The organism is Microbacterium aurantiacum, assembly GCF_040532595.1.
Taxonomy (GTDB): Bacteria; Actinomycetota; Actinomycetes; order Actinomycetales; family Microbacteriaceae; genus Microbacterium; species Microbacterium chocolatum_B.
The window spans coordinates 2,059,382-2,084,965 of record NZ_JBEVYX010000001.1 but is presented as its reverse complement, the minus strand read 5'-3'; the positions used below and the strand labels follow the sequence as shown (position 1 = coordinate 2,084,965).

Genomic DNA, 25,584 nt, shown 5'->3' with positions numbered 1-25,584 from the left:
AACAACAGCCGCTTCGAGGCGCTGGCGCGAGACGCCGCGCCCTCAGACATCGATAAGAGGAGAGATTCATGGCTGACACTAAGAACGACACCACCACCCCCACCCCCGCCGAGGTCACCCCCGCGGCCCCCGCCGGTCGCGTCGACCGTCCGGCCTCCGCGACCACCGCGGCCGGCACCACGCAGGCCACCAGCGGCGGGTCGACCACGATCGCCGACCACGTCGTGGCGAAGGTCGCCGGCATCGCCGCCCGTGAGGTCCGCGGCGTCTACGCCCTCGGCGGCGGCGGAGCCCGCGCCTTCGGTGCGATCCGCGACGCCGTCAACGCCACCGACCTGACGCAAGGTGTGCGCGTCGAGGTGGGCCAGACCCAGGCCGCGGCCGATCTCACGATCGTCGTGGAGTACCCGACGCCGATCCACGCCGTCGCCGCCGAGGTCCGCTCCACCGTCGCCGGTGCGATCACCCGCCTCACCGGCCTCGAGGTCGTCGAGGTCAACATCGAGGTCAACGACATCCACGTTCCGGGTGACGACAACGACGATGACGACACCGAGGCGCGTGTCGCATGAACGCCACCGTCATCGGCGCCCTGATGGGTGCAGTGCTCGCATTCGCGGCCCTCGTGTTCGGATTCTGGGGCTTCCTGCTGGTCGCCCTGTTCATGGGAGTCGGCGCGCTCGTCGGCCGTTTCGCCTCCGGCAAGGTCGACGTCCGCGGACTGACCGACGCCCTGACCGGACGCCGGTCGTCGTGAGCGGGGCCGCCCCGGGCCGGATCGTCGTCCGTGACCGGGTGACACAGAAGGTCACCGAGGCGGTTGCCGCATCGATCATCGGCGTGGACCGGGAACAGGTCAGCGCCACCGTGAGCGGCTCCCGTGGAGCCCTCGGGGTGCAGCTGCGGTCCCCGTTCCCGGTCCCGCCGCTCGACGACACCGCTGCGATCGCCGCCGCCGGCCCGGTCCTCGACCGGGCGGCGGAGGTGCAGACGGATGTCGCGCACCGCCTCGCCGAGATCCTCGGCCGGAAAGTCGTCCGGGTCGACGTCACCATCACGGGTGCCGTCACCCCCACCAGAAGGAGAGTCCAGTGAGCAGTCCCGTCCTCCGACGGGTCGTGCGCCGCGAGACCCACTCGCCCCGCACGGTCGCGATGATCGTCGCGGTGATCGTGGTGATCCTCGCGCTCGTCTACGTCGGCACCGAGATCGTCCTGAGCGTCCTCGGTCAGCCCGCACTCCTCCTGGGCCCGGCCGCCGCCTTCACGGGCGTCGTGGGTCTTCCCACCGACATCCCCGCGGGCATCAGCATCGCAGCCGGCGGGGTGATCGCCCTCCTCGGCGTGATCCTCGTCATTCTCGCGGTGACGCCCGGACGCCTGTCCAAGCACGCTCTCACTCCCGCGGGCGAGGCGAAGGACGACCGCGCGATCGTGGCCGACAACGGCGTGATCGCGGCATCCGTCGCCCAGCGCATCAGCGAGAACACCGGCCTTCCGCGCGACCAGGTGCGCGTGGGTGTCGCCCACCGCCACGTGGACGTGACCATCACCCCCGGGTTCGGCGAGCAGATCGACCGTGACGAGATCCGTCGCGTGGCGGATGCCGAGCTCCAGTCGTACGGGCTCGCCCCGGCCGTCCGCACCTCGGTGCGGGTCGAGCAGAAGAAGGAAGAGGTCGTGCGATGAACAGCACCAATCGAGCCCTCAACCGCATCGTCCTGCTGATCCTCGGGATCGTGCTTGTGGGCATCGGCGGAATCGTCGCCACCGCGGCATCCGTTCCCGTCGTCGCCGACACGTGGGTCACCTCGGCCGAGGCCGTGCAGCAGTGGGCGACCGGCGCGTGGGAGTCCACGCAGATCGCCGGCACGCAGCTCACCTGGGTGGCCGTGGCCCTGCTGGCCGCCTTCGTCCTGCTGATCGCCCTGCTCATCACGCTCGTCGTCCGCGGCGTCCGCGGCCGTCGCCAGACCGCCTTCGGCGCCACCGGCTCGAACGGCGAGGCAGGTCGCGTCACCGTGACCGAGGGCTTCGCCAGCGACCTGCTGAAGAACGCCCTCACCGAGCGCGACGAGATCCTCACCGCGAAGGTGACCGCCAGCGAGATCAAGAAGCAGCCGGTGCTGCACGTGAGCGTCACCCCCCGGCAGAACACCTCGCCGGTCGCCGTCGCCGAGACGGTCGACCAGCTGGTGACGAACCTCGCCGCCCTCACCGGACGGCAGCTGCCGACCTACATCTCGGTCCACTCCGGCCTCCGGGCCCGCCTGGCACACGACCAGCGGCGCCTCAGCTAAGGAGCACCACCCATGCGCAACACCATCATCATCGTCGGCGTCGTCGCGATCGGCGCGTACGCTCTCGGCCGCTGGAACGACCCCGAGGTCCGCAAGGAGCGCGAGCGTCAGGCGAAGCAGCTCGCCAAGAAGTACAAGCGCACCACGAAGGACCTCGAGAAGAAGTCCAAGAAGCTCAAGAAGAAGTTCAGCTGAGGAGCATCATGACCAACGCAGACAACACCCCCACCGAGAACATCGTCGACGACACCAAGGACACGCTCCGGAGGGCCGCCCGTGACGCCGCCGCGTCGACCGAGTCGTTCGGCGACGACATGGCGGATGCCGGAGCGAAGGTCGCCGACCGGATCTCCGACGCCGCCGACGCCCTGAGGGGCAAGAACGACACCGTCGACACCGTGATCGACAAGGCGACCGGCTTCGTCAAGGACCACCCGACGCTGACCAAGGTCATCGGCGCCGTCGCGATCGCGGTCGTCGCCTCGGGCATCGCCCGGCGCATGAGCCGCTGATCGGGCTCCTGCTCACGCCCGGCATCCGCTCACTCCCCGCACCCATCCACCAGGCACATACAAGGAGCACCCCATGGGCTTCATCGGATTCCTCATCCTCGGCCTTCTCGCCGGCGCCATCGCCAAGCTGATCCTCCCGGGCAAGCAGGGCGGCGGCTGGTTCATCACGCTGATCCTCGGCGTCGTCGGTGCCCTCCTCGGCGGATGGCTCGGCGGCCTCATCTTCGGCGTCAACCTCAACGAGTTCTTCTCGCTCTCGACGTGGGCGCTCGCCATCGGCGGGTCGCTCATCGTCCTGCTGATCTACGGCCTGATCTTCGGCCGTAAGAAGGCCTGACACCCACCCGCAGTCATGCCGCGCCGCGCGCGGGCGATATCCGAACGGATGCCGCCCGCGCGCGGTTTTTCCGTTCCCGGCGGGCACCGGCACCGTCTCGAGATCTCGCCGCGGCTGCGGTCTTGACGTTGCCGACTAACGCGGGTTAGTCTGTCCAGCATCCCCGGCTAACCCGCGTTAGTCGATTCGGAATCCGCCACCGACGAAGAGGCTCGACGTGTCGAAGACGACCCGCAAACAGATCACGATGAAGGATGTCGCGCTCCGCGCCGGCGTCTCGCGCACCGCGGTCTCGTTCGTCCTGAACGACCGCCACTCCGTCACCCTCAGCGAAGAGACCCGCGACCGCGTGCTCGCGGCGGCGTCCGCACTCGGCTACCGCCGGAACGCCAGCGCCCGCGCCCTCGCCCAGCAGCGCAGCGACTGGTACGGACTGGTCACCGAAATCGTCACGGCCCCCTTCGCGGTGAACGTGATCAAGGGCGCGCAGGATCGCGCACTCGTCGACGAGAAGTACCTCCTCATCGCCTCGACCGAGTCCGACCCGGCCGTGGAGCAGGCCGCGATCGAACGCCTCCTCGAGCAGCGCGTCGAGGGCATCATCTACGCCGCGACGTGGCACCGCGCCGTCACGCTCCCCGAGATCGCCCGGGAGGTGCCGACGGTCCTGGTGAACTGCTTCGACGCCGAGGGACGCTTCCCCGCGGTCGTCCCCGACGAGCACGCCGGCGGGCGTCGGGCGACCGAGCGGCTCCTCGCCGCCGGGCACCGCCGCATCGGGCTGATCAACCTCGACCCCGCCATTCCGGCCGCCGTCGGCCGACGCCTCGGGTACCACGAAGTGCTGCGGGAGGCGGGGATCACTCCGGACGAGAACCTCGAGATCCCGGGGCACGCCACGGCGCACGGCGGCTACGACGCGGCATCCGCTCTGCTGGATCTCGCCGACCCGCCCACGGCGATCTTCTGCGCGAACGACCGCATGGCGATGGGCGCGTACGACGCCATTAAAGAACGTGGTCTGCGCATCCCCCACGATGTCGCCGTCATCGGCTTCGACAATCAGGAACTCATCGCGGAGTACCTGAGGCCGGCACTGACGACGGTTGCACTGCCCTTCGAACAGATGGGCGCCCTCGGCGTGGATCTCCTCGCCGCCACCATCGCGGGTGAGTCGACCGCCACGGAAACCGTGACGGTCGACTGCCCGCTCCTCGAACGCGTGTCGGTGTGACTGGACATCTCGACCGACACGCTCTCCCTTCCGCTGGACAGCAGAAGAAAGGAACTCCATCATCATGACATCACAGCGAAAAGCGTTCCTCGCCGCGATCGGACTCGCAGCCTCCGCGGCGCTCGCCCTCTCCGGGTGCGCCGCGGGCGGTGACGCGGCCGAGACCCTCGACGGGTCGCAGCTCCTGACGATCCCCCGCGAGGACATGGGGACCTTCGACCGGAACTTCAACCCCTTCGCCAACCCCGACTTTCCGATGACGCAGCAGGCGATCTACGAGTCGATGCTCGTCTACAACCCCGCCAACGGCGAGACGACGCCGTGGCTCGCGACCGACTGGGAAGTCGACCCCGACAGCACCGGTATCACCTACACCCTTCGCGAGGGCGTGCTGTGGTCCGACGGCGAGCCGTTTGTCGCCGACGATGTCGTGGTCTCGTTCGATCTGCAGCGCGAGCTGCGGGGCGGATTCGACTACATCGACGAGGTCACCGCGGTCGACGAGCAGACCGTGCGGTTCGACTTCTCCGAGCCGTTCTCTCCGGCGCTGCTCGACATCGGACAACAGTCGATCGCCCCGGCCCATGTGTGGTCGGAGGTGGAGGATCCCACGACCTTCGCCAACGAGGACCCCGTCGGCACGGGCCCGTACACCGAGGTCGCGAGCTTCCAGACGCAGTCGTTCGACCTGACGAAGAACCCGAACTACTGGCAACCCGAAGCGCAGAAGATCGAAGGCATCCGCGTGCTCGCGTTCGCCGGCAACGACGGCGCGAACCTCGCCGCCGCGAACGGCGACGTCGACTGGGCGCCGCAGTTCATCCCGAACATCGACGAGGCGTACGTCGCGAAAGACCCCGAGAACCGCTTCTACTGGTTCCCGCCGACGGGCTCGATGATCAACTGGCAGTTCAACACCACGCTCGAGCCGTTCGACGACCCGAACGTGCGGAAGGCGCTGTCGATGGCCGTCGACCGCGAGCAGGTCACCGCGATCGGCATGCAGGGCTACACGACACCCGCCGACTGCACCGGACTCTCGGGGGCGTACGACGCGTGGCGCGACGAGGCGGTGGTCGAAGACTGCTCCTGGACCGAGCGCGACCTCGAGGGCGCCGGAGAGCTGCTGGATGCCGCGGGCATCACCCTGAACACCGACGGCCAGCGCGTGCTCCCCAATGGCAGCCCCTTCTCCTTCGCCTACGCGGTCGGCTCGACCTCGAGCGACTGGGTGTCGGTGGGCAACGTGATCGCCCAGAACCTCGCCGACATCGGCGTCACCGTGACGGTCGACGCGAAGGACTGGGGCGAGGTCTCGGCCAGCTACGAGAACGGCACGTTCGAGTCGGGCATCGTGTGGTCGGCGGGCGCTCCCACGCCGTACCAGTTCTACCGCGGCATCATGTCGACCGAGACGGTCAAGCCCGTCGGCGAGCAGACCTTCGAGAACTACCACCGCTACGGCAACGAGGAGGCCGACGTCCTGCTCGACGAGTTCGCGGCGGCATCCGACGAGGCGTCCCAGCGGCAGATCATGAACGAGCTCCAGGCGCTCTTCGCCGACGTGGCTCCGGTGGCGCCGCTCTTCCCCGGCCCGGAGTGGGGCGCGGCGAGCACCGAGCGCTTCACCGGCTGGCCGACGGAAGAGAACCCGTACGCCACGCTGTCGACCCGCTCGCGCACCACGGTGCTCGTGCTGACCACTCTCGAACCGGTCGTCACCGACTGAGACCGCCGTCGTCCTGCCGCGTCCGCCACGGGCGCGGCAGGATCCCGGCGAGGAGCCGACACATGAACTACATTCTGCGGCGCTTCGGGTTCTACCTCGCGGCGTTCTGGGTGTCGATCACCCTCAACTTCTTCCTCCCCCGCCTCATGCCGGGCGACCCCGTCTCGCGGATGGTCGCGCGCCTGCAGGGCGAGATCCGCCCCGATCAGATCGAGGCGCTGCGCACCTCGTTCGGCCTCAGCGACGCACCGCTGTGGGAGCAGTACGCCCGCTACATCGGGCAGATCTTCACCGGAGACCTGGGCTTCTCGATCTCGCGCTTCCCCACCCCGGTGGTGGATGTCATCGGCAGCGTCATCGGCTGGACCTTCCTCCTCGGGTTCGTCTCGCTGATCATCGCGGTGATCATCGGCAACGTCCTCGGCATCCTCGCCGCGTGGCGGCGGGGCAGCGTCCTGGATTCCGCGGTGCCGCCGGTGCTGATCTTCATCGGATCGTTCCCCTACTTCTGGCTCGCCATGGGCCTGCTCTACGTGTTCGGGGTCACCCTCGGCTGGTTCCCGCTCCGTCACGCGTTCGCCGTCGGCAGCACGCCGGAGCTCTCCTTCGCCTTCATCGGCGACGTGGCGTACCACCTCGTGCTCCCAGCCACCTCGATCGTGCTGGTCTCGATCGGTGGATGGATGCTGGGCATGCGCAACACGATGATCGCCACGAACGCCGAGGACTACATCGTCATGGCGGAGGCGAAGGGCCTCCGCCCGAACCGGATCATCTACCGGTACGCAGCCCGCAACGCCCTGTTGCCGTCGGTGACGGCGTTCGGGATGTCGCTCGGCTTCATCGTCGGCGGCGCGCTGCTGACCGAGGTCGTCTTCGCCTACCCCGGCGTCGGCTATCAGCTCCTGTCGGCGGTGCAGAACCTCGACTACCCGCTGATGCAGGGGCTCTTCCTCACGATCACCACCGCCGTGCTGATCGCCAACTTCTTTGTCGACATCGTGTACGTGCGGCTGGATCCGCGCGTGCGCGTCAGCTGATCGGAGGCGTCATGTCACTGGCACAAGACCCGCGCGCGATGGCCGAGCTCGACCTCGGCACTCCCCCGGCGCCCGACGGCCGCACCGTCACGGCGTCCCCGCCCCCGCGTCGTCGCACCGGTCGCGGCTTCATCCGCGGCCTCTTCCGCAACGGCAAGGCGATCGCCGGCGTCGTCATCCTCGCCGTCTTCGCCCTCGTCGCCCTCGCCGCGCCCGTCCTCGCCCCGGGCGACCCGACCCTGATCCAGGGGCTCGGCGCCCAGCCGCCGTCGGCCGAGCACTGGCTGGGGACGACCGCGAAGGGGCAGGACGTCCTGGCCCTGAACATCTGGGGTTCGCGCTCGTCGCTCTTCGTCGGTTTCGTCGTCGGGATCGCCGCGACGCTCATCGGCCTCCTCGTCGGACTCGCCTCGGCCTACTTCGGTCGCGCCGTCGACAACGTCCTCTCGCTCGTGACGAACGTCTTCCTCCTGCTTCCCGGGCTGCCGCTGCTGGTGATCCTCGCGGCGTTCCTGCCGCAGGGGCTCGGCACCGTCATCATCGTGCTCGTCATCACCGGGTGGGCGGGCTCGGCCCGCGTGCTCCGGGCGCAGGCGATGTCGATCCGCGGCAAGGACTTCGTCGCGGCGGCGCAGGTGACGGGCGAGAGCGGGGTGCGGATCATGTTCCGCGAGATGCTCCCGAACATGGCGTCGATCGTGATGAGCACGTTCCTCGCGTGCGTGATCTTCGGCATCGGCGCCCAGGCGGGCCTCGAGTTCCTGGGCCTCGGCGACATCAGCACCATCAGCTGGGGTACGAACCTGTACTGGGCTAGCAACGACGGCGCCCTGCTCACGGGGGCCTGGTGGGTGTTCGTGCCTCCCGGCGTCTGCATCGCCCTCGTCGCCTTCGCGCTGGCGCTGGTGAACTACGGCGTCGACGAGACGACCAACCCGCGCCTGCGGCGCCCCCGCCGTCGCACCACCCCCGATGCCCCGACGCGGGTCGCCCCGCGTGCCCGGAAAGAGGCCCGCCCATGAGCGCTCCGCTGCTGGAGATCGACGACCTGTCGGTCGAGTATGAGACCGAGGCACGCACGGTGCGCGCGGTCGATCGGGTATCGTTCTCGATCGCCGAGCGCGAGGTGTTCGGCCTGGCCGGAGAGTCGGGGTGTGGCAAGTCGACGATCGCGAACGCGATCCTGCGGCTGCTGCGCGACCCCGCGGTGATCTCGAGCGGATCGATCCGCTTCGACGGCACCGACGTGCTCGCCCTCTCGCCGGACGAGCTGCGGGCCTTCCGCTGGCGGCGTGTGGCGATGGTGTTCCAGAGCGCGATGAACTCGCTCAACCCCGTCATGACCATCGGCGATCAGATCGCCGACATCTTCACCACACACGAACGGATGCCGCACAAGGCGGCGCTGGCGCGGGCGGGCGATCTGCTCGATCTCGTCGGGATCCCCCGCGACCGACTGCGGTCGTACCCGCACCAGCTGTCCGGCGGAATGCGGCAACGCGTCGTCATCGCGATGGCTACGGCGCTGCGGCCACCGCTGCTGATCATGGACGAGCCGACGACGGCGCTGGATGTCGTCGTGCAGCAGGAGATCATGGCCCAGATCAAGGACCTGCAGCAGGAGCTCGGGTTCGCGGTGCTGTTCATCACCCACGACATGTCGCTCATGGTGGAGCTCTCCGACCGGATGGCGGTCATGTACGCGGGACGGTTCGTGGAGACCGCGCCGGCGCAGCAGATCTTCACCGATCCGCGGCATCCGTACACCCGCGCGCTGATGAACGCCTTCCCGCCCCTGACGGGCCCCCGCGAGCGCCTGCAGGGCCTCGGGGAGGGCGTGCGGTTCCGCGACATCCCCGACCTGCAGGAGGTCACGCCGGGTCACCGCGTGGCTCCGTTCTCGAACACGACGCTCATCGAGGAGGCGCGCTCATGATCACCGCGGCGACACAGACCCCCGTGCTGTCGGTGCGGGGCCTGGAGAAGACGTTCACCGTCGGCGGCGCCCTCTCCCGCTCACGAGTCCGCGCGCTCGGCGGGGTCGACCTCGACATCGCACCGGGCGAGATCGTGGCGCTCGTCGGTGAATCCGGCAGCGGCAAGTCGACCCTCGCGCGGTGCATCGCACGGCTCGAGCAGCCCTCTGCGGGCACGTTCCTGTTCGAGGGCGAGGACATCATGGCCACGCAGCGCCGGCGCCCGACCCGGGCATACCGGTCGGCGGTGCAGATGATCTTCCAAGACCCGTTCGGGTCGCTGAACCCGGTGCACCGTGTCGAGCACTTCCTCGAGCGGCCGCTGCGTCTCCACGGCGTCACCGGCCGCGGGCCCGGCGGGCGCGCGGCGATGGACCGGGCGAAGGCGCGGCTGATGGAGAAGGTGGGGCTCCCTGCCGAGATGCTTGAGCGCTACCCGCATGAGCTGTCCGGCGGGCAGCGTCAGCGCGTCGCCATCGCCCGCGCCCTTGCCGTCGACCCGCGGCTGATCCTCGCCGACGAGCCGACCTCGATGCTCGATGTGTCGGTGCGGATCGGGGTGCTGAACCTCATGCGGGCGCTGTGCGAGGAGCAGGGCATCTCGATGCTCTACATCACGCACGACCTCGCCTCGGCGCGGTATCTCGCCGACCGGATCGTGGTGATGTTCGCCGGCGAGTTCGTCGAGAGCGGCAACGCGATGGACCTCCTCGCCCACCCGGCGCATCCGTACACACGGCTGCTCATCTCGGCGGTGCCCGACCCCGCCCGGCGCACCCCCTTCGACCCCGACGAGCGTGCCCGCCTTCGCCGCGAGGTGCTCGCCCCGACCGCATGCGATCACGGGTCCGCCGAGAGCGCGTGCAGCGAGACCACCGCGATCTTCCACCGGGTGGACGATTCGCGCGACCACCTCGTGCGCTGCAGCCGCTACGCCCCGCCGGCGGATGCCCCGGGCACTGCCCTCCAGCTGTCCTCCCCGAACGACCAGAAAGGCGCCGCATGAGCGCGCACTCCCCCGCCCCCACCCTCGACGACGCGCCGGCGCCCTCCGCAGAGATGCTCGAACGCGCTGCGCGCGACCCGCACCGTCCCGCGTTCCACTTCGTCTCGCCCTCCGGGTGGCTGAACGACCCGAACGGCCTCGTGCAGCGCGACGGCTGGTACCACCTCTTCTACCAGTACAACCCCGAGTCGCCCGTGCACGCCCGCATCCACTGGGGGCACGCGCGCAGCCGCGACCTCGTGCACTGGGAGCACCTGCCCATCGCCCTCGCGCCGAGCGACGGACCCGACGTCGACGGCTGCTGGTCGGGCGTGTTCGTCGACGACGGCGGCGTGCCCACCCTGGTCTATTCGGGGCGCGCGGGCGGGATCGAGCTGACGTGCGTGGCGACGGGCTCGGACGACCTCCTCGAGTGGCGGAAAGACCCGGGCAACCCGGTCATCGCGGCGCCCCCGAGCGATCTGGATGTGACGGCATACCGCGACCACTGCGTGTGGAGCGAGACGGATGCCGCGGGCAGACGCCACTGGCGCCAGATCGTCGGGTCCGGCATCCGCGGCGTCGGGGGGACCGCGCTGCTGTACGAGTCGGACGACCTTCGCTCGTGGCGCTATCTCGGTCCTCTCGTCGTCGGCGATGCTGAGAACGCCGCGCGCACCGCACCGGACTGGACGGGCACGATGTGGGAGTGCGTCGACCTCTTCCGCGTCGGCGACACCGACGCGCTGGTCTTCTCCGCCTGGGATGAGGGCGTCACCCACCACCCGCTGTATTGGACCGGCAGCTACGAGGGCAACCGCTTCACCCCCGAGGCGCTGCACCGCCTCGACCTCGGCGGCCGGTTCTTCTACGCGCCGCAGTCGATGCGCGACGAAGCGCGCCGTCGGGTGATGTTCGGCTGGATGCAGGAGGGACGCCCGGATGCCGCGTCCGTCGCCGCCGGCTGGTCGGGGGTCATGTCTCTCCCCCGCGTGGTGACCGCGCGCGCTGACGGATCCCTGCACCAGGCGCCGGCGCCGGAGATCGACGACCTGCGCGAGGAGGTCCTGTTCGACGCCGCGCCCACCGCCGCCCTTACGGAGGTCGCGACCTCGCCGATCCGCGGCGACCAGCTCGACCTCGAGCTCGTCACCCCGGTCGCCGACGGCGAGCGCATCGCGATCTCCGTTCGCGCCACCGAGGACGGGGCCGAGCGCACGGTCTACGTCCTGGAGCGCGTCGACGGCGCCCTGCACTTCTCGCTCGACCGCGGGTCGTCGAGCCTCGACACCACCGTCGACGTCCGCTCCCTCGGCGGCCGCATCCCCTCCGACGCGGCGACCGACCCGGTGCGCGTGCGGATCATCGTGGACCATTCGGCGCTCGAGGCGTTTGTGAACGGCGTCCCTCTCGCGGCCCGGGTGTATCCGACACGCCCTGACGCCCTCGGCGTCGCCGTCACCGGCGCCCCGGCCGCCGCGCGGGTCCGCGCGTGGCACATGGCGGCCGCCCGATGACACCGGCACCAACCTCCCAGCGCCCCTGGTTTCATCCGAGCGTGCCCGACAACTGGAAGAACGATCCCCAGCGGCCGATCTTCCTCGACGGCGAGTACCACTACTACTACCTCTACAACGCCGACTACCTCACCGGCGGGGCGGGCACCGCGTGGCGTCGGGCGACGACGCGCGATCACGTGGTGTTCCACGACCAGGGCGTGGCGATACCGAAGAACTCCGACACCAACGGCGACTGCTGGTCGGGCTCGCTCGTCGTCGACGAGAGTGACACCGCCGGTTTCGGCCCGGGGGCGGTGATCGCGCTCGTCACGCAGGCACCCGGCGGTGTGCAGGGCCAGTACCTGTGGTTCTCGGTCGACGGCGGTCGCTCGTTCACCCCGGGCGGCACCGATCCCGTGCTGCCCAACCCCGGCGTGCCCGACTTCCGTGACCCGAAGGTCATCTGGGATGCCGAGCGCTCGCGCTGGTTTCTCGCCAACGCCGAGGGGCACGAGCTCGGGTTCTACACGTCGCCCGATCTGCGGCGATGGGAGCGGGTGGGATCGTTCGTCCACGACGATATCGGCCTGCTCGAGTGCCCCGACCTGTTCCGCATCGTCGCTGACGACGGCACGATGCACTGGGTGCTCGGCACCAGCGCCAACGGCACCCACCGCGGTCTGCCGCCGACGTATGCCTACTGGACCGGCGCGTTCGACGGCGTCTCGTTCATCCCCGACCACGACGAGCCCCGGTGGCTCGATCAGGGCTTCGATTTCTACGGCGCGGTCACCTACGCCCACCACGACGACGCCGGCGTCGAAGACCCGCACCTGCGCCACGCGCTGGGGTGGGCGAACTTCTGGGACTATCCGCACAACACCCCCACCCTCGTCACCGACGGCTACAACGGCGACGACATGATCGTCCGCGATCTCACACTCCGCCGCGTCGGCGACGGCTACGCGCTAGCGTCGGCGCCGACAGCGGCGCTCGCCGATCACGTCACGGCGACCCACCGCCTCGGCGACATCGCCGTGGACGACCCCGTCGACCTCGACGTGCGGTCGCTCGCCTACGACCTCACCTGCGAGGTGCGGTGGAACGCCGCCGAGCCGCCCACCGGCGTCGGGCTCGAGGTGTGCCGGGCGCCGGGCGGGGGCCGCCGGGTGAGCGTGGAGATCACGGATGCCGGCACCGCCGCCGCCGTCGACCGCCGCGAGACGGTCTCCCCCGCGGGCGGGCGCACGGAGTCGCCGATCGATGCCGCCGACGGGCGCGTCAGGCTCCGCCTCCTCGTGGACAGGACGAGCGTCGAGGTCTTCGTCGGCGACGGCACGGTGGTGCACTCGCACCGGGTGTTCCCGCTGGCGAGCGATGACGGCATCCGCCTGATCTCGCGGGGCGCTCCGGCCGTCTTCCGCGATGTCATCGTGCGGGAGGTGGACGCCCGCCCGCGCGCGTCGCGCTGAGCCCTACCGATACCTCCTCCTCGCCTCCACGTCAAGACGCAACACCGATCCGCGGTGACTGCGACTCTGGTTCCACGCTTCCGCACCCGCACCCTGCGCCGCCGAGGCCGGAGCCGAGGTTGAACCCACCATGACGCGAACCGCCGAGATGTCCGACGCCCTCCAGGGCGCGGTCGGACGTGGCGAGATGGTGCCGTGGTTCCAGCCGCAGTACGACCTCCGCACCTACCATCTGGTCGGTGCCGAGGTCCTCTGCCGATGGGAGCACCCGGAGTGGGGGCTCGTCCGCCCGAACGACTTCATCCCGCTGGCCGAGGAGATCGGCGTCATCGACGAGATCGGTCAGTGCATGACCGAACACGCCCTCACCGCGATCGGCGAGTGGGGCATCGACATCTCGGTGAACGTCTCTCCGGTGCAGCTGGAGAGTGCGGAGTTCACCCTCTGGCTCGAGGACTCGCTGGCACGCCTGCGGCACCCCGCGAAGCGACTGACGGTGGAGATCACCGAGGGCCGGGACCTCGGCGACGTCCCGCCGCTCGTCGCCCGCCTGGACCGCCTCCGGAGGCACGGCGTGGGCATCGCGATCGACGATTTCGGTGCGGGTCACGCGTCGCTCGCGCAGGCTCGCCGCCTCCACGCCACCGAGCTGAAGATCGATCGCCACCTGACCGGTGATGACTCCCCCGAGACCACCGCGCAGATCGCGAAGGCCGTGGCCTTCGCGCGCGACGCGGAGCTCCGCACCGTCGCCGAGGGCGTTGAGACCACCGCGCAGCTGCACCGGGTGCGTCAGCTCGGCTGCGACCGCGGCCAGGGGTACCTGTGGAGCCGTCCCGTCCCGAAGGACGAGATGGCCCACATGATCGCGACCGCCTGAGCGGCGCTGACCAGGACTTACCCGTAAAGTGAACCCCACGTGACCCGTCGGACGCACCGTGCGTCTCTCCGAGTTGGGTAGAGAGCCGATCGCCATGACCATCACGGAAATCGACATCACCCCCGCGGCGAGCAGCGGAGATCCCCTGCTCCGCAACAACGTCACGGTGACCGGCAGCACGATCGGACCGACCGTCGTCTTCGCCCACGGTTTCGGCTGCAGCCAGGAGACGTGGAACCTCGTCGCCCCGCAGTTCGAGGCCGACCATCGCGTCGTCCTGTTCGATCACGTCGGTGCCGGCAGCTCGGACTGGAACGCGTACGACCGGGTGAAGTACGACTCCCTCGACGGCTACGCCTCCGATGTCATCGAGATCCTCGAGTCCCTCGAAGCCAGCGACGTGATCCTCGTCGGGCACTCCGTCGGGGCGATCGTCAGCGTCCTCGCGGCGAACCGCGCGCCCGAACGGTTCCGCGCTCTCGTGCTGGTCAGCCCCTCCCCGTGCTACCTCAACGACGGCGACTACCTCGGCGGTTTCGACAACGCCGACCTCGAGGCGCTCATCGAGTCGCTCGAGGCCAACTACCTCGGGTGGTCGCAGCAGACCGCGCCCGTGATCATGGGGCAGCCCGACCGGCCCGAGCTCGGCGAGCGCCTCACCGACAGCTTCTGCCGAGTCGACCCCGCGATCGCCTCGCACTTCGCGCGCGTCACCTTCCTTTCCGACAACCGCGCCGATCTGGCCCGGGTGACCGTGCCGACGCTGGTGCTGCAGACGCGCGAGGACGCCATCGCGCCGCCTCCCGTCGGCCGCTATGTGCACACCGCCATCCCCGGCAGCCGGTACGTGGAGCTCGACACGAGCGGGCACGTGCCGATCCTCTCCGCTCCCGACCAGGTCGTCCGCGGCATCCGGGAGTTCCTCCCGTGAGCACGACGGATGCCGCCTGGTACGACCGCGCCCCCTGCGGCCTGATCGCCACCGACCTCGACGGGACGATCGTCGACGTCAACGACACCCTTCTGCAGTGGACCGGATACGACCGGCGGGCACTGGTCGGCGCGTCGTTCACGGCGCTGCTCGATCGCGGCAGCCAGATGTTCTTCGAGTCGCGCTACCGTCAGCTCCTGCATCTGCGGGGCACGGTGAACGAGCAGTTCCTGACCCTCCGGACCACCGCGGGCGCCGATCTGCCCGTGCTGGTCAACGCCGCGCGAGATGAGGATGCCGCCCTCATCCGCTTCGCGATCCTCAACGCCACCGAGCGCGTGCGGTACGAGCGGGAACTCGTCGCGGCCCGTCGGATCGCGGAGGAGTCCGCCCAGCGCGTGCGGATCCTGCAGGAGGTGTCGACCGCCTTCGGGGTGAGCGCCACCGACGAGGATGTCGCCCAGACCTTCGCCGCCGTCGCCCGCGAGGCGTTCTCCGCGCGCGAGACCGGGGTGTTCCTCCTCGACGACGACGGCGCGCTGACGCTGACCGCCGGCGCCAACCCGCTCGACGGAAAGGTCGGCCCCGTTCCGGAGCTCGAGCAGACGAGCCTCGTCACGGTCGTCCACGACGATGACGCGAACTTCCCCGAGGTGGCCGAGGCGCTGCGGAACGAAGACCTGTCGAGCCTCAGCATCATGCCGCTGTCGGCCGAGGGCGAGCGGCTCGGTGTGCTGGTGTGCTTCTTCGCCGCCCGCTCCGACTTCGACGCCCACTTCTTCGACCTGCAGCAGGCGCTCGGTCGTCAGGCGTCGCAGACCCTGCAGCGTGTGCGTCTTCAGCGTCAGCTCGCGATGCTGGCCCTCCACGACCAGCTCACCGGCGTCGCCAACCGCCAGCTCCTCCAGCTCACCCTCGATGAGGCGCTCGTCACCGCGTCCAGCGCGCGGGAGTGCCTGGCGGTGCTGTTCCTCGACATCGACGATTTCAAGAGCATCAACGACTCGTTCGGGCACGCCACCGGCGACCTCGTCCTGGTCGAGCTCGCCACGCGCCTACGCGACGGCGTCCGCGCGCACGACGTCGTCGGCCGCATCGGCGGCGATGAGTTCGTCGCGCTCTGCCCGAGCACCGACGCCGTCGCCGCCGAGGCGATCGCCGAGCGGATCCTCGCCGTCTGCCGGAAGCCCATCACGGTGCCGAACGGCGTCATCTCGGCATCCGTCAGCGTGGGCCTGTCGCTGTACGACCCCGCCGTCGACACCCTCGAGACCGGTGCGCAGCTGCTCGTCCGAGCGGATGCCGCCATGTACGACGCCAAGCGCGCCGGCAAGGACCGCGTCACCGTGAGCGCCGCGTAGCGGAGCCCGGCCGGGCGGTGATCCGGGCGACCGCCTCCTCGACCTCTCGCGGATCGCGGGCCTCCGCGTCGAGGGCCCGGTGGATGGTGAGCCCCTCGATGAGGGCGTCGAGCATGCGCGCCGTCTCGGGATCGAAGTGGTGCTCGAGGGCGGCGCGGCTGCGCCGCATCCACGCGCTCGTGATCGACCGATAGGCGGGGTCGCGCGCGGCCAGGGTGCACAGCTCATGCGAGAGCACGAGTTCGCGATTGTCGCCGAAGACGTCGTCGAGGATGATCGCGATGACCGCGGCTTTCGCGGCGTCCTCGCTGTCGACCGTCGCCATGCGCCGTTCGAACCGATCGCTGATGGTCGTCGCGAAGCGAGTGAACGACGCGTGCAGGAGGTCGCTCATGCCGGCGAAGTAGTAGGTCATCGCTCCGAGGGGAACGCCCGCCTCCGCCGCGACCTTGCGGTGCGAGGTGCCGGCCACCCCGACCCGCGCGATCACCTCCAGGCAGGCGTCGATGATGCGGTCGCGCCGCTCGGGATCGTTCGGCCGCCCCCGCCGCGACCCGCTCTCTGGTGACACTGTCGGCATCGGGTCAGTCGATCGAGCGGATGACGCGGGCGGGGTTTCCGACGGCGACGACGTTCGCGGGGATGTCCCTCGTGACGACGGAACCCGCGCCGATCACGGAGTTCTCGCCGATCGAGACCCCCGGGCACACGATCACGCCCCCGCCGAGCCATACGTTGTCACCGATGGTGATCGGCTGCGCGGCTTCGAGCTTGTCGCGGCGGGGCTGCGGCTCGATCGGATGCGTGGGCGTCAGCAGCTGCACGTTGGGCCCGATCTGGCAGTCGGCGCCGATCGTGATGGCGGCGACGTCGAGAGCGGTGAGGTTGTAGTTGACGAAGGTGCGCGGGCCGAGGTGGATGTTCTCGCCGTAGTCCACGAAGAGCGGCGGCGTGAGGTACGCACCCTCCCCGAGCGTGCCGAGCAGGTCGCGGAGGATCTCGCGAGCACCCGGATCCTCGGCGAGCTCGGCGCGGTGGTACTCGTCGGCGAGCCTCATGCCGCGACGGTGCAGCCGCCCGCTCTCCGGGTCGTCGGCGATGTACAGGTCTCCGGCGAGCATCCGTTCCCGGTTCGTGCGCGAGTCACCGGCGAAGTAGTCGACAGCCATGCGACGAACCTACCCCAGAATGTGTACGAACGTACCAACTCTGTGTACGATCGTGGATTGTCGCGCGGACTGTTCCACCGCGCCGCGCAGGAAGGCCCGCACGCGCCGTGTACTCGCTCCTCCTGGCGATCATCTACATCGCCTTCATCAGCCTCGGACTGCCCGACTCGCTCATCGGCGCGGGCTGGCCGGTCATGCATCGCGACCTCGATGTGCCGATCGGCGTGGCCGGCATCCTGACCATGATCATCGCCGGCGGCACGATCTTCTCCTCTCTCGCCTCCGAGCGGGTGACGCGCCGCTTCGGCGTCGGACTCGTGACCGCGGTGAGCGTGGGGATGACCGCAGCGGCGCTCATCGGCTTCTCCGTCAGCGGAGAGTTCTGGATGCTGTGCGTCTGGGCGATCCCGTACGGCCTGGGTGCCGGCGCGGTGGACGCGGCCCTCAACAACTACGTGGCCGTGCACTACGCCGCCCGCCACATGAACTGGCTGCACGCCTGCTGGGGACTCGGGGCGTCGATCAGCCCGTTCGTCATGAGCTGGTCGCTCACCGCCGGACTCGGGTGGACGAGCGCGTACCTCGTCATCGGTCTCATCCAGGTGGCGCTGACCCTCGCGCTGCTGACCAGCATCCCCCTGTGGGGGAAGGTGCACACCGTCCGTCCGCCGGATGCCGCGGATGCCGAAGAGGGCCCCGCGAACCCCGACGCAGACATCGAGGCCGCCGACACCGCCCCCACCCCGGCGCGCGCGCACGTCCCGCTGTCGCGCGCGGTGCGGATCCCGGGAGTGCCGCTCATCCTCGCGGCGTTCTTCGCGTACTGCGCGCTGGAGACCACCGCGATCCTGTGGGCATCGAGCTACCTCGTCGCCGATCGCGGGGTCTCCCCGGCCACCGCCGCCGCCTTCGCCTCCCTGTTCGTGCTCGGCATCACGGCGGGGCGGTTCCTCGCCGGGTTCGTCGCCGACCGGATCGGCGACCGGTGGATGATCCGCGGCGGATTCATCGCGGTCGGGGTGGGCTCGGTGATGCTCGCCCTACCGGTGGGGACGGACGCCGTCGCCCTCGTCGGACTCGTCGTCGCGGGCCTGGGGTCCGCCCCCATCTATCCGGCGATCATCCACTCCACCCCGGTGAACTTCGGCCGCGAGAATTCGCAGGCCGTCATCGGCATCCAGATGGCGTCGGCCTACGCCGGGTCGACCCTCGCCCCGCCCCTGTTCGGGGCGATCGCCGCGGTGACGGGGATGGGGATCTTCCCCGTCTTCCTCCTGCTCCTCGTGGCGTTGGGCCTGGTGATGTCCGAGCGCCTCAACGTCCGCGTGCGCGGGCGCGACACCGTCACCGCCGCGTAGCCGACGCCCGGCGGCGGAACACCGGCTCGGCCTCGGCCTCCTCCTCCGCGGTGGCGATGCGGAAGGCACCCGCCGCCTCGGTCTCGATCGCGCGTCGCCCCTGTCCGCGGGTGGCGCGGAGGCTCACCACGATCGACACGGTGATGATCGTCGCGACCACGGCGAGGCTGACGGTGGTCGGGATGTAGAGCACGTCCAGGAGCAGCATCTTGATGCCCACCCAGATCAGCACGAACGACAGTCCGACCTTGAGGTACACGAACCGGTGGATGAGGTCGGCGAGGAGGAAGTACATCGCGCGGAGTCCGAGGATCGCGAACGCGTTGGCGGTGAAGACGAGGAACGGCTCGGAGGTCACGGCGAAGATCGCGGGGATCGAGTCGACCGCGAAGACGATGTCGGTGATCTCCACCAGGACGAGGACGGCGAGGAGCGGGGTCGCCACGACCACCCCGCCCTTGCGGATGAGGAACTTCTGGCCGTGGTACGCGTCGGTCATCGGGACGAAGCGACGGAAGAGTCGGAGCACCCGGGACTTCTCGGGGTGGACGTGCTCGTTCCGCGAGCGGAACATCCGCCACCCGGTGTAGATCAGGAACGCGGCGAAAACGTAAAGCACCCACGAGAAGTTCTCGATGAGCGCGGCGCCTGCGGCGATGAAGATGCCCCGGAAGACGAGGGCGCCGAGGACGCCGAGGAACAGCACCCGGTGCTGGAACTCGCGGGGCACGGCGAAGGCGGCGAAGATGATCGCCCAGACGAACACGTTGTCCACCGCCAGCGACTTCTCGATCAGGTAGCCGGCGAAGTACTGCTGGCCGAACTCGGCACCCCAGATCGTCCAGATCACCACGCCGAAGGCGACGCCGAGGGTGACCCACACGACCGACCAGACCGCCGCTTCCCGCACACCGATGACGTGGGCCTTGCGGTGCGCGACGAGGTCGATGACGAGCATCGCGAGGATGACTCCGAGGACGGCGAACCACGCCCACAACGGAACAGACATGAAAAAACCTCCGCTTGTCGCGAAGGTCTCATCGGCCCGCGGGCCCTGCGCACCGGATCCCGCCGAGGGATCGTACTGACGATGCGGAGCGAGGATTACTCCCCTTCTGCGGGATAGATAACACGACATCGGTGTCGTGTGTCAAGTCGAAGGAGAAATCCCGCCCGAGCGTCAGGTCGCGGTGTCCTCGCGGTCCGCCGGCTCGGCCGCGAACGCCTCGAGCAGCTCGCCGATGTGGTGCCCCTTGTCGAGCGGATGCCGGAGCGGTCGGTCCGGGTTCAGGCGGTAGACGTTGCGCCGGCCGACCCGTTCGCGGGAGAGGTAGCCCTCGCTCTCGAGCTCTCCGACGATGCGGAGCGCGGCCCGCTCAGTGATCCCGACGAGGGTCGCGATGTCCTTCAGCAGGATCTCAGGATTGGCCGCCACGCACAGCAGCACGTGCGCGTGGTTGGTCAGGAAGGTCCACTGCGCCATCCGCTCAGCCTACCCGCGCGCCCTCGGAGACCGGATGGTGAAAACACGACTATCAAAACCTGCTATGTTTTTCGTGTTTTAAGAATCCGGTCATGAAAGGCGTCTGATGGAACTGGTGCTGATCGTCATCGCGCTTGCCGCCCCCTGGGTGGGCACGGTCCTGGCCGCCGCCCTCCGCCCCGCCGAGCTCGGGGCGCGCGCCGCGGTCTGGACGGGCGGCATCGGGACGGTCGCCGCCGTCGCGGCCGCGATCGCCGCCGCCCTCGGCCTCACCTCCCCCGCGGGCGCCGCCGATGCGCTCGCCCACGTGATGCTGATCCTCGTGCTGGGCCTCAGCGCGCTGATCCAGGCGTACGCGCTGCGGTACCTCCGGGGCGATCTACGGCAGCGGTGGTTCGCCGTGTGGGCCGGGACACTGACCGGCAGCACCGCGGCGCTCGTCACGGCGCAGACGGTCGTGGTCTTCACCCTCGCCTGGGTCGCGGCGGGCCTCTCGCTCGTCCTGCTGCTCGCCACGTACCGCGCGCTGCCGCAGGCGCGCCAGGGGGTGCGCCGCGCGGCGTGGAGCTTCGCGGTCGCCGACACGCCTCTCGTGATCGCCGTCGTCGTGGTCGTGATCGCCGCGGGGGGCGACATCCGCCTCGACGACCTCGCCACCGTCGCGGCCGCCCTCCCGGACACCACCGCGGTCGCGCTCGCCCTCCTCGTGGTCGCGGCGGCCCTCGGACGCTCCGCGCAGATCCCCTTCCACCGCTGGCTGCCGGCGACCCTGTCGGCGCCCACGCCCGTCTCGGCGCTGCTCCACGCCGGGGTGGTGAACGCCGGCGCGATCCTCCTCATCCGCTTCTCGCCCCTGGTCGCCCCGGCCGCCGTGGCAATGGCGGTGGTCTTCACCGCGGGGGCCGCGACGCTCGTGTACGCCACGGTGCTCCGCCTGGTGAAGACCGACGTGAAGGGCCGGCTGGTCTACTCCACCGCGGGGCAGATGGGCTTCATGATGATGGCCGTAGGCCTCGGGGCGTTCGCCGCCGCCGTCTTCCACCTCGTCGCCCACGGCCTGTACAAATCGGCCCTCTTCCTCTCCGCCGGCACGGGCGTGGCCGCGGGTGCGGAGAAGCGCACGTGGCCCGCCCCGTCCCCCGCCACCGTCCGGACGACCACCGCCGCGGTCCTCATCGCGTCGGCGCTGACGATCGGCGTCCTCGCCGTGGGCAAGACGGTCGTCGCTCCCGCCGCGACCCCGGTGAGCCTCGCCCTCCTCGCCTTCCTCGCCTGCACCGCGATCGTCGCGGTGGCCACGGGACTTCGCCGACGGATGTCGCTCCGCACCGTCGCGGCGTCGGGCGCCGTCGTCGCGGTCCTCGGCCTGTCGTACATCGCCGCGGTCGGCTGGTTCGAGCAGCTGATCCCCACCCCGGCCGGGACGCAGGCGCCGTCGCCGTGGCTGCTGGTCATCCCCGCCGCGCTGCTGATCGGCATCGAGCTGATGAGCCGGTCGCCGCGGTTCGCCCCGGCCCTCTCGTCCGCGCTGTACGCCCGCGCGCTCGCGGCCTCGACCGTCCCCACCCCCGACCCGCGCGGCGCGACCCGCCCGCGCGCCGCCGCACTCACCACGGAGGTCGCACGATGACTCTGCTCGTCCAGGCGCAGGTGGCCCAGGCCGCCCGCGACACCGTCGCCGGTTGGCCCATCGCGTCGTTCATCGCCGTGAACCCGCTCGCCCCGTATGAGGCGACGCGCTTCGATCACGCCGCGGCGCCCGGCACGCACCTCACCCTCCCCGTCGCGGCGTACCGCGCCGCGTTCGCCTCGGGACGCATCACGCGGGACGACCTCGTCGTGGCCCTCCGCGCGCGGGGAGCGGAGCTGCGGGAGGTCCCGCCGCTCACCGGCGCGCTCGCCCACCTCACCCCCGACGACGTCCTGATCGAGGACATGCTGCACACCGACACCCCCGCCGCGCCCGCGGACGACGCCGCGACCCCGGCCGACCCGGTCGCCGACCTCGTCGTCCCGTGGCTCGCGGCGTTCCTCGACCCCGACCCGCAGTGGCGGCTTCCCGAGCGCGACCGGGGCTTCTATGCCGCGTGGCGCGCGCTGGCGAGCCACGACCCGCGGCTGTCGCGGCCCGTGCGCCGGAAGCTCCGGGACGCGCCCGAACAGGCGTCCGCGGCGATCGCCGCGTGCTTCACCGCGTGGGGCACGCGCGACGCCGATCGGGTCGCGCTGCTGACGGCGGAGCTCGCCGCCCTCCCCGGGTGGACGGGATACCTCAAGTGGCGCAGTGAGCACGACGGCGACATCGACCTCACCGAGTACCTGGCGGTGCGGCTCACCGTCCGCCGCCTCCTCGACCTCCCGCCGAGCATCGACCCGCACCCCGCCGACCCGGGCGCCGCCACCGCCTCCGCACCGGCTCCCCACCCCGGCGCTGAGGTGCACGCCCGCGCCGTGCGCCTCGCCGACGCCCTCGCCCCCGGGGCGACACCCGCCGACGTCGCGACGCTCGCGCGGCTCCTCGCGCTGCATCCGCTCGACGATCACCCGTTCACGTGGCAGGCAGCGTTCGAGGGCCACTACCGGCGCGAGCTCCTCGTGTCGCTGACCACCCCGACCCCCGCGCCGCTTACCCCGCACACGCAGGTGGTGCTGTGCATCGACCCGCGGTCGGAGGGGCTCCGGCGGCACCTCGAGACGGATGCCGGGATCGAGACGTTCGGGTTCGCCGGGTTCTTCGGCGTCCCCGTCCGCTTCGCGACCTACGAGGGCCGCGGCTCGATCGACTCGCTGCCGGCGCTCTTGCAGCCGAAGCACGCCGTCACCGAGGCTCCCGCCGACGCCGACCGGGCGAACGCCCGCACGCGCGGACTCCGGGCGCTGGATGCCGCCTCCCACTCGCTGCACGTCACCGAGAACGCCACGGCGACCCCGTTCGCGCTCGCGGAGGCGACGGGGTTCCTGTTCGGGGTGTCGTCGGTCGTCCGCACCCTCGCGCCGACGCTGCATCACACGCTCACCCGCCGGTGGCGGGACCGCATCGCCCCACCGGTCGACTCCCGCGTCACGATCGCGTCGGCGTTCTCCGTCGAGGAGCGCGCGACGCTCGCCGAGGCGGGGCTGCGGATGATGGGACTCGGCCGGTTCGCGTCGCTGGTCGTCCTCGCCGGACACGGCTCGGCGAGCACGAACAACCTGTACCAGGCGGCGCTCGACTGCGGCGCATGCGGCGGCAACCCGGGGGCGGTGAACGCCCGGGCGGCGGCCGAGATCTTCAACGACCCCGACGTGCGCGCGATCCTCGCCGCGCGGGGCCTGGAGATCCCCGCGGGCACCCGGTTCGTCGCGGCGCTCCACGACACCGTCGCCGATCGGGTCACGATCCTCGACCCGCACCTCATCCCCGACTCGCACGCGCCGCTCGTGGCCGACTTCACCGCCCGGGCGGATGCCGCGGCCGACGGCCTCGTCCGCGAGCGCGCCGTCGATCTTCCCGGCGCCGACCCGAGGGACTCGCTCGCGAAGCTCCGGGCGCGCGCCCACGACTGGGCGGAGGTGTATCCCGAGCTCGGTCTCGCCGGGAACGCCGCGATGATCATCGGCCCACGCGAGATGACCCGGGGCGCGAACCTGCGCCGGCGAGTGTTCCTGCACTCGTACGACGCCGCCCTCGACCCGGAGGGTGCGGGGCTCGAGACGATCCTCACCGCGCCGGTCGTGGTGGCCCAGTGGATCAACCACCAGTACTACTTCTCGACCCTGAACCCCGACACCCTGGGTGCCGGTACGAAGACGATCCACAACGCCATCGGCGGCATCGGCGTGCTCGCCGGGCACAGCGGCGACCTGCAGCGCGGACTCCCCCGCCAGTCGGTCGCCGTGGGCGACGCGCTGCTCCACGAACCGCTCCGCCTGAGCGTGGTCGTCCAGGCCCCGATCGACCGGGTGTCGGCGATCGTGTCGGGCAACCAGGTACTCCGCGACCTGTTCGACAACGAGTGGATCAGCCTCACCGTGCGCTCCACCGCCGATGACCCCTGGCGGACCTACACCGCCCTCGGCTGGGCTCCGACGCCCACGCCCGAGACCACCATGACCCCCACCCCGACGCCCGCCGCGCCCCGCACCCTCACGAGAACGGAGACCCCGTGATGCACGGACTCACCAAGATGATCAAAGTCGAGATCGTCGTGCCCGGAAAGGATGCCGCCCCCATCCGATCGCTGATCACCGCGTCCGGCGCGACGGGGTACACGGCGGTGTCCGGAGTCTCCGGCCTCGGCCACCACGGCCCGCACTCCGGGGCGCTGCTGTTCAACGACTACGACACCCTCACGATGCTGATCACGGTCCTCCCGCCCGAGCGCGCGGACGACCTCATCGGCGCGGCGAAGGAACTCCTCACCACCCGCAGCGGGGTGATGTTCGTCACCGAGACCTTCGTGAGCAGGCCCGAGTACTTCCAGTGACCGCGTCGCCGTACCGCGGGGAGGTCATCGCCTTCGCCACGATGCACGGCAAGGAGCGTCTCGCCCGCGACGCGTTCCGCGACGTTCTCGGCGCACGCGTGGTGGCGCCCGCCGGGCTCGACACCGACGCGTTCGGCAGCTTCTCCGGCGAGGTTCCGCGCACGCGGAGCCCGCTCGACACCGCCCGCGCGAAGGCACGGCTCGCGCTCGACACGAGCGGCGCGACCGCCGCACTCGCGAGCGAGGGGAGCTTCCGTTCCGACTTCGGATGGCTGACCCGGCACCAGGAGCTCCTGGTGTTCGTCGACGACGTGCGGCGGATCGAGCTCGTCGAGGCGTTCGCCGGGCCAATCGAGCTTCCGCCCGCCCGCGACGTAACAACCGGGGAGCGCGCGGTCGCGTTCGCCGAGGCGATGGGCTTCCCCCGCCAGGGCGTGATGGTGCACGCCGACCGCGCACAGGGGACGGAGGTGGCGAAGGAGCTGCGGACGCCGAACGCGCTCGCAGCCCACGTCGACCGCCTCGCGCGAGCGGGCGCCTCACTCACGATCACCCCGGACTACCGCGCGCACCGCTCCTCCGCGCGCTCCGAGGTGATCCGCCGCCTGTGCCTCCGGATGGCGGAGCGCCTCGCGGCCCCGTGCCCCGCGTGCGCGACGCCCGGGTACGGCCGCACCGACGTGCGCCGGGGCCTCCCGTGCGGCGACTGCGGTGAGCCGACGTCGCTTCCGCTCGCGGATGTCCACGGCTGCGCCGCCTGCGACGCGAGCCACCTCGTGCCCCGCACGCCGTCGCGCGCCGAGCCCCGATGGTGCGACCGCTGCAACCCCTGAGGCGTGCGGGCCACGCGCCC

At 70.6% G+C, this 25,584-nt stretch carries 28 protein-coding genes; 24 read left to right on the top strand and 4 right to left on the bottom strand.

Annotated elements, in window-relative coordinates; translation table 11 throughout:
- Nucleotides 1-68: 68 nt before the first annotated feature.
- The 19 genes from ABXJ56_RS09820 to ABXJ56_RS09730 all read left to right on the top strand — a co-directional run bounded on the left by ABXJ56_RS09820 (nt 69) and on the right by ABXJ56_RS09730 (nt 16,255).
- Nucleotides 69-572: an Asp23/Gls24 family envelope stress response protein gene (locus ABXJ56_RS09820; protein ID WP_353999487.1), complete on the top strand. Its 504-nt coding sequence runs from the start codon at nt 69-71 to the stop codon at nt 570-572.
- Nucleotides 569-757, top strand: a complete 189-nt coding sequence (locus ABXJ56_RS09815; protein WP_353999486.1) for a DUF2273 domain-containing protein — start codon at nt 569-571, stop codon at nt 755-757. Before ABXJ56_RS09820 ends, ABXJ56_RS09815 begins: the two co-directional genes overlap by 4 nt.
- Entirely contained in the window at nt 754-1,095 is a 342-nt protein-coding gene (locus ABXJ56_RS09810) for a hypothetical protein (protein WP_353999485.1), read from the top strand. The genes ABXJ56_RS09815 and ABXJ56_RS09810 overlap by 4 nt, the downstream gene beginning before the upstream one ends.
- A complete protein-coding gene (locus tag ABXJ56_RS09805) occupies nt 1,092-1,688 on the top strand; it encodes a DUF6286 domain-containing protein (protein WP_353999484.1) in 597 nt (198 codons plus the stop codon). The genes ABXJ56_RS09810 and ABXJ56_RS09805 overlap by 4 nt, the downstream gene beginning before the upstream one ends.
- Complete coding sequence (locus tag ABXJ56_RS09800) at nt 1,685-2,299, top strand: hypothetical protein (protein WP_353999483.1); 615 nt, start codon at nt 1,685-1,687, stop codon at nt 2,297-2,299. Before ABXJ56_RS09805 ends, ABXJ56_RS09800 begins: the two co-directional genes overlap by 4 nt.
- 12 nt (nt 2,300-2,311) lie before the next feature.
- The gene (locus ABXJ56_RS09795; RefSeq protein WP_353999482.1) at nt 2,312-2,494 is read left to right on the top strand and encodes a hypothetical protein; all 183 of its coding nucleotides are present in this window, start codon (nt 2,312-2,314) and stop codon (nt 2,492-2,494) included.
- A gap of 8 nt (nt 2,495-2,502) precedes the next feature.
- The gene (locus ABXJ56_RS09790) at nt 2,503-2,811 is read left to right on the top strand and encodes a hypothetical protein (protein WP_353999481.1); all 309 of its coding nucleotides are present in this window, start codon (nt 2,503-2,505) and stop codon (nt 2,809-2,811) included.
- A 73-nt stretch (nt 2,812-2,884) separates the two neighbouring features.
- Nucleotides 2,885-3,148, top strand: a complete 264-nt coding sequence (locus tag ABXJ56_RS09785) for a GlsB/YeaQ/YmgE family stress response membrane protein (protein WP_353999480.1) — start codon at nt 2,885-2,887, stop codon at nt 3,146-3,148.
- A gap of 217 nt (nt 3,149-3,365) precedes the next feature.
- Complete coding sequence (locus ABXJ56_RS09780; RefSeq protein ID WP_353999479.1) at nt 3,366-4,382, top strand: LacI family DNA-binding transcriptional regulator; 1,017 nt, start codon at nt 3,366-3,368, stop codon at nt 4,380-4,382.
- A gap of 64 nt (nt 4,383-4,446) precedes the next feature.
- Nucleotides 4,447-6,111 (top strand): ABC transporter substrate-binding protein, encoded by a 1,665-nt coding sequence (locus ABXJ56_RS09775; RefSeq protein WP_353999478.1) that lies wholly within the window; start codon nt 4,447-4,449, stop codon nt 6,109-6,111.
- A gap of 62 nt (nt 6,112-6,173) precedes the next feature.
- Nucleotides 6,174-7,151, top strand: coding sequence for an ABC transporter permease (locus ABXJ56_RS09770; RefSeq protein ID WP_353999477.1), 978 nt, complete (start codon nt 6,174-6,176; stop codon nt 7,149-7,151).
- Nucleotides 7,152-7,162: 11 nt separating this feature from the next.
- Nucleotides 7,163-8,173, top strand: a complete 1,011-nt coding sequence (locus ABXJ56_RS09765; protein ID WP_435404973.1) for an ABC transporter permease — start codon at nt 7,163-7,165, stop codon at nt 8,171-8,173.
- Nucleotides 8,170-9,087 carry an ABC transporter ATP-binding protein gene (locus ABXJ56_RS09760; protein ID WP_353999476.1) on the top strand — a complete coding sequence of 306 codons (918 nt, stop codon included), beginning with the start codon at nt 8,170-8,172 and terminating at the stop codon, nt 9,085-9,087. Before ABXJ56_RS09765 ends, ABXJ56_RS09760 begins: the two co-directional genes overlap by 4 nt.
- Nucleotides 9,084-10,133: an ATP-binding cassette domain-containing protein gene (locus ABXJ56_RS09755; protein ID WP_353999475.1), complete on the top strand. Its 1,050-nt coding sequence runs from the start codon at nt 9,084-9,086 to the stop codon at nt 10,131-10,133. Before ABXJ56_RS09760 ends, ABXJ56_RS09755 begins: the two co-directional genes overlap by 4 nt.
- Nucleotides 10,130-11,629, top strand: coding sequence for a glycoside hydrolase family 32 protein (locus ABXJ56_RS09750; protein WP_353999474.1), 1,500 nt, complete (start codon nt 10,130-10,132; stop codon nt 11,627-11,629). The genes ABXJ56_RS09755 and ABXJ56_RS09750 overlap by 4 nt, the downstream gene beginning before the upstream one ends.
- Nucleotides 11,630-11,670: 41 nt before the next feature.
- Entirely contained in the window at nt 11,671-13,083 is a 1,413-nt protein-coding gene (locus ABXJ56_RS09745; RefSeq protein ID WP_353999473.1) for a glycoside hydrolase family 32 protein, read from the top strand.
- Nucleotides 13,084-13,213: 130 nt separating this feature from the next.
- Nucleotides 13,214-13,963, top strand: a complete 750-nt coding sequence (locus ABXJ56_RS09740) for an EAL domain-containing protein (protein ID WP_353999472.1) — start codon at nt 13,214-13,216, stop codon at nt 13,961-13,963.
- A gap of 94 nt (nt 13,964-14,057) precedes the next feature.
- Nucleotides 14,058-14,894 (top strand): alpha/beta fold hydrolase, encoded by an 837-nt coding sequence (locus tag ABXJ56_RS09735; RefSeq protein WP_353999471.1) that lies wholly within the window; start codon nt 14,058-14,060, stop codon nt 14,892-14,894.
- The gene (locus ABXJ56_RS09730) at nt 14,891-16,255 is read left to right on the top strand and encodes a diguanylate cyclase (protein WP_353999470.1); all 1,365 of its coding nucleotides are present in this window, start codon (nt 14,891-14,893) and stop codon (nt 16,253-16,255) included. Before ABXJ56_RS09735 ends, ABXJ56_RS09730 begins: the two co-directional genes overlap by 4 nt.
- Here the strand turns inward: ABXJ56_RS09730 and ABXJ56_RS09725 are convergent.
- On the bottom strand, nt 16,236-16,835 hold the full coding sequence (locus tag ABXJ56_RS09725; RefSeq protein WP_353999469.1) for a TetR/AcrR family transcriptional regulator: 600 nt from the start codon (nt 16,833-16,835) through the stop codon (nt 16,236-16,238). The two genes, ABXJ56_RS09730 and ABXJ56_RS09725, sit on opposite strands and share 20 nt — an antisense overlap.
- Nucleotides 16,836-16,839: 4 nt before the next feature.
- On the bottom strand, nt 16,840-17,424 hold the full coding sequence (locus ABXJ56_RS09720; RefSeq protein WP_353999468.1) for a sugar O-acetyltransferase: 585 nt from the start codon (nt 17,422-17,424) through the stop codon (nt 16,840-16,842).
- 107 nt (nt 17,425-17,531) lie between these two features.
- Here ABXJ56_RS09720 and ABXJ56_RS09715 point away from each other — a divergent pair, with 107 nt between their 5' ends.
- Nucleotides 17,532-18,782, top strand: a complete 1,251-nt coding sequence (locus ABXJ56_RS09715; RefSeq protein WP_353999467.1) for an MFS transporter — start codon at nt 17,532-17,534, stop codon at nt 18,780-18,782.
- On the opposite strand, the gene ABXJ56_RS09710 is transcribed toward ABXJ56_RS09715, so the two are convergent.
- Complete coding sequence (locus ABXJ56_RS09710; RefSeq protein ID WP_353999466.1) at nt 18,769-19,791, bottom strand: TerC family protein; 1,023 nt, start codon at nt 19,789-19,791, stop codon at nt 18,769-18,771. The two genes, ABXJ56_RS09715 and ABXJ56_RS09710, sit on opposite strands and share 14 nt — an antisense overlap.
- Nucleotides 19,792-19,962: 171 nt before the next feature.
- Nucleotides 19,963-20,265, bottom strand: a complete 303-nt coding sequence (locus ABXJ56_RS09705; protein ID WP_353999465.1) for a helix-turn-helix transcriptional regulator — start codon at nt 20,263-20,265, stop codon at nt 19,963-19,965.
- A 106-nt stretch (nt 20,266-20,371) separates the two neighbouring features.
- Here ABXJ56_RS09705 and ABXJ56_RS09700 point away from each other — a divergent pair, with 106 nt between their 5' ends.
- Genes ABXJ56_RS09700 through ABXJ56_RS09685 form a run of 4 tightly spaced genes read left to right on the top strand, consistent with a single transcriptional unit; the run spans nt 20,372 to nt 25,564 of the window.
- The gene (locus ABXJ56_RS09700; protein WP_353999464.1) at nt 20,372-21,895 is read left to right on the top strand and encodes a proton-conducting transporter transmembrane domain-containing protein; all 1,524 of its coding nucleotides are present in this window, start codon (nt 20,372-20,374) and stop codon (nt 21,893-21,895) included.
- Complete coding sequence (locus tag ABXJ56_RS09695; RefSeq protein ID WP_353999463.1) at nt 21,892-24,414, top strand: DUF2309 domain-containing protein; 2,523 nt, start codon at nt 21,892-21,894, stop codon at nt 24,412-24,414. Before ABXJ56_RS09700 ends, ABXJ56_RS09695 begins: the two co-directional genes overlap by 4 nt.
- Complete coding sequence (locus tag ABXJ56_RS09690) at nt 24,414-24,731, top strand: P-II family nitrogen regulator (protein WP_053548601.1); 318 nt, start codon at nt 24,414-24,416, stop codon at nt 24,729-24,731. Before ABXJ56_RS09695 ends, ABXJ56_RS09690 begins: the two co-directional genes overlap by 1 nt.
- Nucleotides 24,728-25,564, top strand: a complete 837-nt coding sequence (locus ABXJ56_RS09685; protein ID WP_353999462.1) for a DUF6671 family protein — start codon at nt 24,728-24,730, stop codon at nt 25,562-25,564. Before ABXJ56_RS09690 ends, ABXJ56_RS09685 begins: the two co-directional genes overlap by 4 nt.
- The last annotated feature ends 20 nt before the right edge of the window (nt 25,565-25,584 follow it).

Bases quoted from the DNA above. Each gene is read 5' to 3' on its own strand.
- ABXJ56_RS09820 (WP_353999487.1), top strand. From the start codon at position 69: ATGGCTGACACTAAGAACGACACCACCACCCCCACCCCCGCCGAGGTC.
- ABXJ56_RS09815 (WP_353999486.1), top strand. From the start codon at position 569: ATGAACGCCACCGTCATCGGCGCCCTGATGGGTGCAGTGCTCGCATTC.
- ABXJ56_RS09800 (WP_353999483.1), top strand. From the start codon at position 1,685: ATGAACAGCACCAATCGAGCCCTCAACCGCATCGTCCTGCTGATCCTC.
- ABXJ56_RS09795 (WP_353999482.1), top strand. From the start codon at position 2,312: ATGCGCAACACCATCATCATCGTCGGCGTCGTCGCGATCGGCGCGTAC.
- ABXJ56_RS09790 (WP_353999481.1), top strand. From the start codon at position 2,503: ATGACCAACGCAGACAACACCCCCACCGAGAACATCGTCGACGACACC.
- ABXJ56_RS09785 (WP_353999480.1), top strand. From the start codon at position 2,885: ATGGGCTTCATCGGATTCCTCATCCTCGGCCTTCTCGCCGGCGCCATC.
- ABXJ56_RS09775 (WP_353999478.1), top strand. From the start codon at position 4,447: ATGACATCACAGCGAAAAGCGTTCCTCGCCGCGATCGGACTCGCAGCC.
- ABXJ56_RS09770 (WP_353999477.1), top strand. From the start codon at position 6,174: ATGAACTACATTCTGCGGCGCTTCGGGTTCTACCTCGCGGCGTTCTGG.
- ABXJ56_RS09765 (WP_435404973.1), top strand. From the start codon at position 7,163: ATGTCACTGGCACAAGACCCGCGCGCGATGGCCGAGCTCGACCTCGGC.
- ABXJ56_RS09760 (WP_353999476.1), top strand. From the start codon at position 8,170: ATGAGCGCTCCGCTGCTGGAGATCGACGACCTGTCGGTCGAGTATGAG.
- ABXJ56_RS09755 (WP_353999475.1), top strand. From the start codon at position 9,084: ATGATCACCGCGGCGACACAGACCCCCGTGCTGTCGGTGCGGGGCCTG.
- ABXJ56_RS09750 (WP_353999474.1), top strand. From the start codon at position 10,130: ATGAGCGCGCACTCCCCCGCCCCCACCCTCGACGACGCGCCGGCGCCC.
- ABXJ56_RS09740 (WP_353999472.1), top strand. From the start codon at position 13,214: ATGACGCGAACCGCCGAGATGTCCGACGCCCTCCAGGGCGCGGTCGGA.
- ABXJ56_RS09735 (WP_353999471.1), top strand. From the start codon at position 14,058: ATGACCATCACGGAAATCGACATCACCCCCGCGGCGAGCAGCGGAGAT.
- ABXJ56_RS09725 (WP_353999469.1), bottom strand. From the start codon at position 16,835: ATGCCGACAGTGTCACCAGAGAGCGGGTCGCGGCGGGGGCGGCCGAAC.
- ABXJ56_RS09720 (WP_353999468.1), bottom strand. From the start codon at position 17,424: ATGGCTGTCGACTACTTCGCCGGTGACTCGCGCACGAACCGGGAACGG.
- ABXJ56_RS09710 (WP_353999466.1), bottom strand. From the start codon at position 19,791: ATGTCTGTTCCGTTGTGGGCGTGGTTCGCCGTCCTCGGAGTCATCCTC.
- ABXJ56_RS09705 (WP_353999465.1), bottom strand. From the start codon at position 20,265: ATGGCGCAGTGGACCTTCCTGACCAACCACGCGCACGTGCTGCTGTGC.
- ABXJ56_RS09700 (WP_353999464.1), top strand. From the start codon at position 20,372: ATGGAACTGGTGCTGATCGTCATCGCGCTTGCCGCCCCCTGGGTGGGC.
- ABXJ56_RS09695 (WP_353999463.1), top strand. From the start codon at position 21,892: ATGACTCTGCTCGTCCAGGCGCAGGTGGCCCAGGCCGCCCGCGACACC.
- ABXJ56_RS09690 (WP_053548601.1), top strand. From the start codon at position 24,414: ATGCACGGACTCACCAAGATGATCAAAGTCGAGATCGTCGTGCCCGGA.